We start from the raw sequence: 11,158 nt of genomic DNA on the forward strand, positions 1-11,158 counted from the left end.
CAAGCCTTAAGCGAGGTTTCATCCGTACTCATTCCATCGCTCAAACTCCAACCTATAATTTTTCGGTCGTACAAATCCATAATAGTTGTCAGGTATACAAATCCCTCTTTGGTTTGAATATAGGTGATATCAGAAACCCAAGCTTTTGAAGGCATTTTTACAATAAACCCTCTGTTTAATATATTTTCAACGATTAAATAATTATGATTTGAGTTGGTCGTTACTTTGAATTTCTTGCATAATTTACTTCGTAAGCCTAGCTGTTTCATATATTTTGCTACACTAATTCTTGAAATTTTATAACCAATACTCCTAAGTTCTAATGTTATTCTAGGACTTCCGTATCGTTGTTTGGATTCAAAATAAATCACTGTTATCTTTTCTTTTATGGCGATTTTTCGTTGCTGTCTTGCAGTGATTGTTTGTTTTTTCCATCGGTAATAACTTCCACTACTCACTTGTAGAACTTTGCACATTTTTTCAATCGGGAATACTTGTTCATTGTTTTTAATGAAACTGTAAATCATCGATCGCTCTTGGAAAAAATGCCGATTGCTTTTTTTAATATATCACGCTCTAACTCGGCATCTTTGAGTCTTTTCTCCAATTCGTGAATTTTTTCTTGTTCAGGACTTAGTTTTAAATTCCCTCTTCCAGGAAAACTTCCCTCTCCAAACTCCTCGAACTCTTTGCGCCATTTGTACAACTGTGGTGCTGATACTCCCAGCTCTCTGGCCAGTTCTGATATGTTTGTTCTCTCATAACTCAATTGGACCGCTTTTTCTTTGAAAGCTTTGTCATAAATTTTGCGCACTTGTTTCATAGGTTAAAATTAAGATTATTTCTTAACTTTCTGTGATGGCTAAGTTAGCATGTCCAGTACTTTATTTTACATTTTTAATGTAAATCGCTACTAGGGTTTTATATTGTAGCTAAATAACGCATTTGTGTTTTATAATTATAACTAGTACTGCCTCTTTGTCTTGTGAAAAAGAATAAAATATTTTAAAATAGAGTTATGTCTTATATTATTCATTATCGGAAAAGGAAAAGAGGAAAAGTTAGTACAAGAGCTTTCTAAAAGAATGTCACATCATGGTGCGGATGAAAGTGATTTTCATGTAATGGTACGCCAATGTATTTCTTATCAAAAGCGATTACGGATTTAGAAATAAAAATGGTGCTTTCAGGAGAAGGTGCTGATGAGATTTTTGGAGAGTACTTGTATTTTAGAAATGCGCCTACGGTAGAAGATTATCAAAAAGAAACAATTTAAAGAGTTCAGAAATTATTTACTGCCGATTTGCTGAGCGCCGATAAATCAACGATGGCTCACGGTTTAGAGATTAGAGATCCATTTTTAGACAAAGAATTCTTAGATATGGCAGTTCGTATCAAAGCAGAAGAAAAGATGCCTAAAACGTATTATGGAAAAGAAAAATACGTTCTAAAAAAAGCCTTTGACACGCCAAACGATCCATACTTGCCAGCTGAAGTTTTATGGAGACAAAAAGAACAATTTTCCGATGGAATAGGGTACAACTGGATTGACCAATTAATCGAGTATTGTTTTTTGCAAGTTGCTGATAAAAAGCTAGCTGTGGCAGCGGTAGCGTTACCATGTAATGCGCCAACGACAAAGGAAGCTTATTTGCAAAGATCGATATTTAGTACGTATTATCCGCAAATCATCTCGGTTCAGACTGTTAGAAAGTGAATTCCAAAATGGCAAGAAAATCAAGATCCAAGAGGAAGAGCAAATACTCCTCAAGTTCAGGCTGATGTTAAAATTGTTAAAACAGGAATTACCGCATAAAAAGTATCGAATTTGCATAAATAAGAACGGTCTCTATTTTGAGAATCTTTTTTATGTTTAAAAGTCAATAATATGTTAATAACTTAACAGCTTAAAATGCGATTTTAACGGTTATATAAATTGTGTTTTTATATATTTGCGTGTTAGACAAAAATTACATTTTTTTAGATTAAAATATATGAGCGAAGAAATCAAGAAGGACAATTATTCAGCAGATAGTATTCAAGCATTAGAAGGAATGGAGCACGTAAGAATGCGTCCATCGATGTATATTGGTGATGTGGGTGTTCGAGGACTGCATCATTTAGTTTATGAAGTTGTAGATAACTCAATCGATGAGGCAATGGGAGGCCATTGTGATACGATAATAGTTGATATAAATGAAGACGGATCTGTTTCTGTTGAAGACAACGGACGTGGTATTCCAGTAGGAATTCATAAAAAAGAAGGAGTTTCGGCTCTTGAGGTTGTAATGACCAAGATTGGTGCTGGAGGAAAATTTGATAAGGATTCTTATAAAGTTTCGGGAGGACTTCACGGTGTAGGAGTTTCGGTGGTAAACGCATTGTCAAATCACCTAATAGCGATAGTTCATAGCAGTGATGGTAACGTATACCAACAAGAATATGAAAAAGGAAAAGCACTTTATCCAGTAAAACAAATAGGGGAAACTACCAAAAGAGGGACAATAGTTACTTTTTATCCCGATGAAACCATATTCACTCAAACTACCGAGTTTTCTTATGATACTTTATCAGCGCGTATGCGTGAATTGTCTTACCTGAACAAGGGAATCACAATTACTTTTACTGATAAAAGAGAATTAGATAAAGACGGAAATTTTGTTTCAGAGATATTTCATTCTGATGAAGGTTTAAAAGAATACATCCGTTATTTAGATGGAAATCGTGAGCCAATTATTGCACACGTTATTTCGATGGATAATGAAAAAGGAGAGATTCCTGTTGAGGTGGCTTTGATTTACAATACAAGTTATACAGAAAATATTTTTTCTTACGTAAACAATATCAATACGCACGAAGGAGGAACGCACTTGCAAGGTTTTAGGACTGGTCTTACCAGATCGCTTAAGAAATATGCGGATGCATCCGGAATGTTAGACAAATTGAAATTTGATATTTCAGGGGATGACTTCCGCGAAGGATTGACAGCTATTATTTCTGTAAAAGTTGCTGAACCACAATTTGAAGGTCAAACTAAAACGAAACTTGGAAACAGAGAAGTAGTTTCTCCGGTAAGTCAAGCGGTAAGTGAAATGATAGAAAATTATTTGGAAGAAAATCCAAATGATGCTCGGATCATTGTTCAAAAAGTTATCCTTGCGGCTCAAGCCCGTCACGCAGCCAAAAAAGCGCGCGAAATGGTACAACGCAAAACCGTAATGGGTGGTGGTGGATTGCCAGGAAAATTGTCTGATTGTTCAGAGCAAGATCCTGCAAAATGCGAAGTATATCTTGTCGAGGGAGATTCGGCAGGTGGAACGGCGAAACAAGGTCGTGACCGCGCATTTCAGGCTATTTTGCCATTACGTGGTAAGATTTTGAACGTAGAAAAAGCGATGCATCACAAAGTTTTTGAAAACGAAGAGATTAGAAATATTTTCACGGCACTTGGTGTAACGATTGGTACAGAAGAGGATAGTAAAGCTTTGAATATTTCAAAACTTCGTTATCATAAAGTAATTATTATGTGTGATGCCGATGTCGATGGTAGTCATATTTCTACTTTGATTTTGACGTTCTTCTTTAGATTTATGAAAGAATTAATCGAAGAAGGTCACGTATATATTGCAGCGCCACCTTTATATTTAGTTAAAAAAGGAAACAAGAAAGAATACGCTTGGAATGACGTACAACGCGATCAGGCAAATGAAAGAATGGGCGGAAGCGCAGGAATTCAACGTTATAAAGGTCTTGGAGAGATGAATGCGGAACAACTTTGGGAAACTACAATGGATCCTGGTTTTAGAACATTGCGTCAGGTAACAATTGACAGTTTAGCCGAAGCGGATAGAGTTTTCTCTATGTTAATGGGTGATGAGGTACCGCCAAGAAGAGAATTTATTGAGAAAAATGCAGTTTACGCTAATATAGATGCTTAATTAAAACGTTTATTCGTTGATTTGGTTATTTGTTTAATCGATTCAACGGTTAAACAAATAACCAAATAAACATAAAAAAATGAAAGTTACCATTGTAGGAGCAGGAAATGTAGGTGCAACCTGTGCAGACGTAATTTCTTATAGAGGGATTGCAAGTGAAGTAGTATTATTGGATATTAGAGAAGGTTTTGCTGAAGGAAAAGCTTTGGATATCATGCAATGTGCAACCAATACCGGTTTCAATACTAAAGTATCGGGTGTAACTAATGATTATTCAAAAACAGCTGGAAGTGATGTAGTGGTAATTACATCTGGGATTCCTAGAAAACCAGGTATGACGCGTGAAGAATTAATAGGCATCAATGCAGGAATCGTAAAAACGGTTGCTGAAAATGTATTGAAACATTCGCCAAATACTATTATAGTAGTTGTTTCTAATCCTATGGATACAATGACTTATTTAGCATTGAAATCTACTGGATTGCCAAAAAATAGGATTATTGGAATGGGTGGAGCGTTAGATAGTTCTCGTTTCAGAACGTATTTGTCTTTGGCACTAGATAAGCCAGCAAATGATATTTCGGCAATGGTAATTGGTGGACATGGTGATACAACCATGATTCCATTAACTCGATTGGCTTCTTATAACGGAATTCCGGTATCTCAATTTCTTTCAGAAGAAGCATTGCAAAAAGTAGCTGCTGATACAATGATAGGAGGAGCTACACTTACAGGTCTTTTAGGAACTTCCGCTTGGTATGCTCCTGGAGCCTCTGTTGCTTTTTTAGTAGATAGTATCTTGAATGACCAAAAGAAAATGATTGCTTGTTCTGTTTTTGTTGAAGGGGAATATGGTCAAAATGATATTTGCATAGGTGTTCCTTGTATCATTGGTAAAAATGGAGTAGAAGAAATTCTTGACATTAAACTAAATGACCAAGAGAAAGCATTATTTGCTAAAAGTGCTGATGCAGTTAGGCAAATGAATGATGCACTAAAATCGATTTTAGAATAATATTTTAATTATAAAATAGGGAAGACTGCATCATCGCAGTCTTTTTCTTGAGATTAATCCATAAATAATTTGTTAATCTTAACCTAAATTATATATTTGCTCGGTCTAAAAAAATAATGTAATTCGAAATGTTGTTTTTTAGTAGTAAAAATCGATGTGAGGGCTATGTTTTATTGGGATAAAACAAAAATAAATAAATAAAAATAATTAATTTTTAGTAATAATGCAGAATAAAGGACTTATTAAATTTTTCGCAATTCTATTTGCATTGGTAAGTATTTACCAACTTTCTTTCACTTTTGTTTCAAGTAAAGTAAAAAATGATGCAAAATCTTTTGCTGGTGGAAATCCTGAAAAAGAAGTTAAATATTTAGATTCCATTGGAAAAGAAAAAGTATTTAATCTTGGATTCACTGATTTTACTTTCAATGAAGTAAGTGACAAACAAATCAATAAAGGTCTTGACTTAGAAGGTGGTATTAATGTAATACTTCAAATATCAGTTAAAGACATATTGAAAGGATTATCGAATAATTCTAAAAACCCAGTTTTCAATAAGTCTTTGGCTGATGCTACTGCAGATTTACAAGGAAATAAATCTTATTTAGATAAGTTTTTTGATGCTTTCGAGACGAATTCAAAAGGAACTGTAAAATTAGCTTCTCCAGATATTTTTGCAAACAGAAGTTTGCAAGGTGAAGGTGGTGTTGATTTTCAAATGACTGACGCGCAAGTACAAAAAGTAATCAAAAGAAAAGTTGATGAATCTGTAGAAAGTGCTTTCGGAGTATTGAGAAAACGTATCGATAAATTTGGAGTTACTCAGCCTAATATTCAAAAATTAGGAGAATCTGGAAGAATTCTTGTAGAGCTTCCTGGTGCTAAAGATGTAGATAGAATTAAGAAATTATTACAAAGTACCGCTCAATTAGAATTTTGGGAAACCTACAAAATTGAGGAAATTGGGAACTTTTTAATGGCTGCAAATGAGTCATTGAAAAAAACTGAAATCAATAAAGTTGAAACTAAAACTGTTGTTAAAGACTCTTTGAGTGCTTTATTAACGGATGGTAAAGATTCTGCAGCGACAAAAAAAGGAAATAATCCTTTGTTGGATAAAATGATAGGTCAAGGTGGTGGACCGGTTTTGGGTCTTTTCTCACCAAAAGATACTGCTGTTGTAAACGGATATTTAAAAAGAGCTGATATAAAAATTCTATTGGCAGGAGATCAACGTTATGCTAAATTTGTTTGGGGAATTCCTTCCGTTATTAAAGATGCAAAAGGTAAAGATGTTGATGCGGTAGAATTATATGCTTTAAAAGGAAATAGAGATAATATCCCTGCAATGGCGGGTGGCGTAGTTACTGATGCATCAGATACTTTTGATCAATCAGGAAAGCCAGCTGTTTCTATGCAAATGAATAACCAAGGAGCAAAAGTTTGGGAAGAATTGACAGGTAGAGCTTATACACAAAAAAGCAATATCGCGATTGTTTTGGATGATATTGTATATTCTGCGCCAGGAGTTTCTAGCGGTCCAATTGCTGGAGGTAGATCTGAAATTTCAGGAACTTTTGATGTAACTCAAACTAAAGATTTAGCCAATGTTTTAAGAGCAGGTAAATTACCAGCTGCAGCAGATATTGTTCAATCAGAAGTAGTAGGTCCATCCTTAGGTCAGGAAGCAATTGATAACGGAACAACTTCTGCACTTGTTGGATTGCTTTTAGTATCACTTTGGATGATTGTTTACTATGGTAAAGCAGGTTGGTATGCTAATATTGCATTGGCAGTAAACTTATTATTCTTATTTGGAATTTTAGCAAGTTTAGGTGCTGTACTTACATTGCCAGGTATTGCAGGCATCGTTTTAACGATGGGTACTGCGGTAGATGCGAATATCATTATTTATGAAAGAGCAAAAGAAGAATTACGAGAAGGAAAAACATTGAGTGAAGCAGTTATTGCTTCTTATAGTTGGAAAGGTGCGATGCGATCTATTGTAGATGCAAACGTTACACATATTTTAATTGGTACAGTATTGTTTATTTTTGGTTCAGGACCAATAAAAGGTTTTGCTACAACATTATTGATTGGTATTGTTACGTCTTTATTTACTTCAATATTTATTGCAAGAATTTTTATAGACAAGAATATTGCTGGAAAGAATGATTTGACTTTTACTACTAGCTTCTCTAAAAATTTCTTCACGAATTTCCATTTTGATTTCTTGAGAGTTAAAAAATGGACATACGCATTTTCTACAATTGTAGTTATTGTTAGTGTTATCTCATTATTTACAAATAAATTAGATCAAGGTGTCGATTTTGTAGGAGGAAGAACTTTTCAAGTACGTTTTGAAAAACCAGTTAGTGCTGAAGTTGTAAAAGCAGAATTGTCTAAAGTATTTGAAGGAAGTGCCGAAGTAAAAATATTTGGTAATGATAACCAATTAAAAATTACTACTAAATATAAGGTAGAAGAACACGGTTCTCAAGCTGATTTAGAGGTCAATAAGTTATTGTATAATAATTTAAAACAACATTTTTCTTCAGGTTTAACGTATGATAAATTTGTAAATGCATACGAGGGTAAAAAATTAGGTATTTTACTAGCGTCAAAAGTTGGGCCAACTGTAGCAGAAGATATTAAAACTAATGCATACTGGGCCGTTCTTGGAGCGATGTTAATTGTATTTTTATACTTATTTATTAGCTTCAGAAAATGGCAATATGGTTTAGGAGCGATTGCTGCTGTAGCGCATGATGTTATTTTTGTATTGGGAATCTATTCTTTATGCTACAAATTCATGCCTTTCGGAATGGAAATCGACCAACATTTTATTGCTGCGATTCTAACTGTTATTGGGTACTCTATGAATGATACGGTTATTGTATTTGACAGGGTTCGTGAATTCTTAGACGGAAAAACAAAAGGCAACTTTGGAGAAATTGTGAACAAATCAATTAATTCGACCATGTCAAGAACGATCAATACTTCATTAACAATGATTGGTGTTTTATTAATCATGTTTATTTTTGGAGGAGATTCTATCAGAGGATTCATCTTTGCAATGTTAGTTGGTATTATTGTAGGAACTTATTCTTCATTATTTATCGCTACACCAGTATTAGTTGATACGATATCTAAAGCAGATAAAAAGTTAATAGAACAACATCATCAAGAAGTTTAAGAGATATTCAACTTATTATAATTGAGAAAGATCCAACGAAAGTTGGATCTTTTTTTTGTTTTAATCAAAGAGTATTCTAATTTAAAATGAGAATTTTAGTAAAAATATTTGAGGATTTTTTTATTATTAATACGAAACGGAAATAGAAAGAAAATTATATTTTGCTTTAGATCTCATTTTTATTTGTAATGCATTTTATGGTAAATAAATTCAATTTATCATTTGCTTCTTATTTTTTGGTAACGAATTTAAGAATCGCAATTGTTTTTTCAGTAATCATTATTACAAGTTGTAACTTGGTTATTTGATAAAGAATTCAAAGACTTTTACGGATAGATTAGTGGTTAAACCAAAAGTTAATTTTGCGAAGTATCTACTTACTAATCCCTAATTTATTACTTTTGAAGATCCCGATTATATAGCTAAAAAAGGACGGTTTTTTAAAATAAGAAACAGTAATTAGTATATTTTAATTGTTGGTCTCGTTGTTAGAAAATCAATTTTAAGATCATGAAGTTTCTTTATTTTGGGAAGTAGTGAACCAGTAATTGCAGATAATGAAACAGAACGTCTGGCAAAAGGTTTTGCTTTTTCAAATGTTATAGCTGTAGAAATTTGTTTTAAAGTTCAAAAATTTGACTTTGATATAGCACCAAAAATTTGTCATGTTTTTAATCTTGGTTTTCTAGTCTGAATATTGGTTTTAATACAAAAAATATTGCGTTTGGGCTTTCTTTTCATTTTTAAATAATTCAGAATTATATTGGTTATGTAATACTTTTATCTCATTTTACTGATAAGTATTGAAAGTATTTAGTTGGTAATCAGGTTGTTAATTTCATGAAATGTATAATATTATTAAAAATAAATCTTTAATAATTTCTAATTTTATATATTTACTAAGCATTCTGATTTAGTATTACGGGATATTTGAAGTTATTTAATAAGTTTAAAACAATGGGAAAATTTACTACATTACTAATATTTGTTTGTTTTTTTATTAATGCTAGTCTTTATGCTTTTAATATTAGTAATAGAGTCGAGTTTGAAAGGGGAGTTATTTATAATTTAGATAGCGCAGTAAACCCATTCGAGAATAGCTTTACTTATGATACTGTAAAAAATGAATATACAAAATTTCTTTTTTCAAGAATTGCTACTGCTCCTCCGTCGGTAACCTCACAAATATATTTGTGCCAAAATAGCACTGCAGTACCATTAACCGCAACGCCTTCGGTTGTTGGTGCTACCCTGAAATGGTATACTGAATTAACGGGAGGAGTTGCATTGCTTGGAGCACCTACACCAATTACAACTACAGTGGGATCAACAACTTATTATGTTACTGAAATACCTCTTTTGGGTGTAGAAAGTACTCCTCGTACCCCAATTATTGTTAACGTAGTTGCCGATAATGGAACTATTAATAAAGTTCTAAAATGCGATCCATCCCAAATTTTACCTGCCGATATAAATTCTTCCGTTTTTTTTGATTGGGGAAATGTTACTGGAAATCCAAATTCTTATAATGTTTCATATACGATTCAAGGAGGCCCTGTTTTTACAGGAAGTACAGGATTATCACATTGGCAAGTATTTGGGATGTTACCTGGGCAATCTGCTACATTAACATTAACACATGCTACTCTTCCGTGTATACCTGCGCAAACTGTAACTTGCTATGTGCCGTGCGGTGTTTCAACAGTAACACCGACATTTCCCTCAATCCCAACATCGTATTGTATAAATGAAGCAACAACAAACTTGCCAACTAGTTCTGAAAATAGTCCTGCAATTACAGGAACTTGGTCTGCAACTAAAGTAAATACGGCGACAGCGGGTACAACCAATTATGTCTTCACGCCAAATCCAATATTGTTTCCTTGTGCATTAACTAAAATATTGAGCGTGACAGTTGGTCCAGTTGAACCTAATTTTAGCGATTTTTCAATCTGCTCTGGTGAAGCAGTTCCTAATTTGAATTCTAAATCACCAAATGGAATTTCCGGAATTTGGTCTCCTTCAACAATTGATAATACGACTAGTGGAGCATATCTTTTTACTCCAAATCCAGGTCAACCTTGTGCCCCAACTGTTAAAACCATTTATGTAACTGTAATTCCATCAGGCGCAATTGTAAATTTAGGTTGGACCGTAACATATGCATTTGCCGAAAATCAAATAGTGACTGTCACAGATCCAGTCGGAGTAAATTATTTGTATCAATTAGATTATGGACTGTTTCAACAAAGTCCCGTTTTTGAAAATGTATCTTTAGGAACACATTCAATTACAGTAAAAGATCTAAATGGTTGCAGTGAATATAGTAATGACAACATTGTAGTGATTAATTATCCTAAATATTTCACGCCAAATAATGATGGTTCTAATGATACTTGGAATATTTTTAGTTTAGAAGATCAATCCAATTTCAGAATTCTAATATTTGATCGCTATGGAAAATTTTTAAAAGAACTTAGACCTGAAAGCTTGGGATGGGATGGAACTTATAATGGTCACCCTATGCCGTCAAATGATTACTGGTTCAGTGTAGAATATGCAGAGCAAAATATTCCCAAAATATTCAAATCTCATTTCTCTCTAAAAAGATAAATTTAAAAAAACCTCAAAAGAATAACTTTTAAGGTTTTTTTATTTACTAGATTCAACTAATTAATGCAACTTTTAGGGGGGAGATAAAGACATTTTTTCAAAAGAAAGGACTTTTAAAAAGCCCTCTCTCTCGAATGGAATAAATGTTCTTTATTTGCTCCTGACCAAAGTTGTAAATAATGAGCCACTTAACCAGCGAACAAAGATACACAATCGGTGTATTATTAGATCAAAACTACAATAAAAGTGAAATAGCAATTCTTATAAATAAGGACAAATCTGTTATAACACGTGAATTAAAACGCAATTGCGATTTACGCAGTGGTAAATACAGTTCTGAATTAGCTCAGCGAAAATACGATAAGCGTCAAATAAATAAACCTAAAAAAGTTTATC

The 11,158-nt window shown here is 33.3% G+C and carries 8 protein-coding genes and 1 pseudogene; 7 read left to right on the forward strand and 2 right to left on the reverse strand.

Annotated features, from left to right (window positions below; genetic code table 11):
• Together C4S35_RS15285 and C4S35_RS15290 are read right to left on the reverse strand one after the other, a co-directional pair.
• Positions 1–527 (reverse strand): IS3 family transposase (locus C4S35_RS15285; protein ID WP_146059571.1); only part of this gene is annotated, 527 nt, incomplete at its 3' end.
• The gene (locus tag C4S35_RS15290; RefSeq protein ID WP_103998756.1) at positions 524–823 is read right to left on the reverse strand and encodes a transposase; all 300 of its coding nucleotides are present in this window, start codon (positions 821–823) and stop codon (positions 524–526) included. The genes C4S35_RS15285 and C4S35_RS15290, both read right to left, overlap by 4 nt.
• A 306-nt stretch (positions 824–1,129) precedes the next feature.
• Between C4S35_RS15290 and C4S35_RS15295 the strand changes: the two are divergent.
• From C4S35_RS15295 to C4S35_RS15320, 7 genes and pseudogenes are all read left to right on the forward strand, one after another.
• Positions 1,130–1,816: pseudogene (locus tag C4S35_RS15295) on the forward strand (asparagine synthase-related protein); the annotation flags it as partial.
• A 178-nt stretch (positions 1,817–1,994) separates the two neighbouring features.
• On the forward strand, positions 1,995–3,938 hold the full coding sequence (gene gyrB, locus C4S35_RS15300; protein ID WP_104001016.1) for a DNA topoisomerase (ATP-hydrolyzing) subunit B: 1,944 nt from the start codon (positions 1,995–1,997) through the stop codon (positions 3,936–3,938).
• Between the two features lie 79 nt (positions 3,939–4,017).
• Positions 4,018–4,953, forward strand: a complete 936-nt coding sequence (gene mdh / locus C4S35_RS15305; protein ID WP_104001017.1) for a malate dehydrogenase — start codon at positions 4,018–4,020, stop codon at positions 4,951–4,953.
• Positions 4,954–5,176: 223 nt separating this feature from the next.
• Positions 5,177–8,149 carry a protein translocase subunit SecDF gene (gene secDF / locus C4S35_RS15310; RefSeq protein ID WP_104001018.1) on the forward strand — a complete coding sequence of 991 codons (2,973 nt, stop codon included), beginning with the start codon at positions 5,177–5,179 and terminating at the stop codon, positions 8,147–8,149.
• A 526-nt stretch (positions 8,150–8,675) separates the two neighbouring features.
• Positions 8,676–8,843 (forward strand): hypothetical protein, encoded by a 168-nt coding sequence (locus C4S35_RS15675; RefSeq protein WP_159916782.1) that lies wholly within the window; start codon positions 8,676–8,678, stop codon positions 8,841–8,843.
• Between the two features lie 263 nt (positions 8,844–9,106).
• The gene (locus C4S35_RS15315; protein WP_104001019.1) at positions 9,107–10,762 is read left to right on the forward strand and encodes a T9SS type B sorting domain-containing protein; all 1,656 of its coding nucleotides are present in this window, start codon (positions 9,107–9,109) and stop codon (positions 10,760–10,762) included.
• 179 nt (positions 10,763–10,941) lie between these two features.
• The coding region (locus C4S35_RS15320) for a helix-turn-helix domain-containing protein (RefSeq protein ID WP_146059572.1) at positions 10,942–11,158 on the forward strand (217 nt) is incomplete at its 3' end.

Source organism: Flavobacterium urumqiense, from assembly GCF_900108015.1.
Taxonomy (GTDB): Bacteria; Bacteroidota; Bacteroidia; order Flavobacteriales; family Flavobacteriaceae; genus Flavobacterium; species Flavobacterium urumqiense.

Coding starts and splice junctions, on each gene's coding strand:
- C4S35_RS15290 (WP_103998756.1), bottom strand. CDS start 823: ATGAAACAAGTGCGCAAAATTTATGACAAAGCTTTCAAAGAAAAAGCG.
- gyrB (WP_104001016.1), top strand. CDS start 1,995: ATGAGCGAAGAAATCAAGAAGGACAATTATTCAGCAGATAGTATTCAA.
- mdh (WP_104001017.1), top strand. CDS start 4,018: ATGAAAGTTACCATTGTAGGAGCAGGAAATGTAGGTGCAACCTGTGCA.
- secDF (WP_104001018.1), top strand. CDS start 5,177: ATGCAGAATAAAGGACTTATTAAATTTTTCGCAATTCTATTTGCATTG.
- C4S35_RS15315 (WP_104001019.1), top strand. CDS start 9,107: ATGGGAAAATTTACTACATTACTAATATTTGTTTGTTTTTTTATTAAT.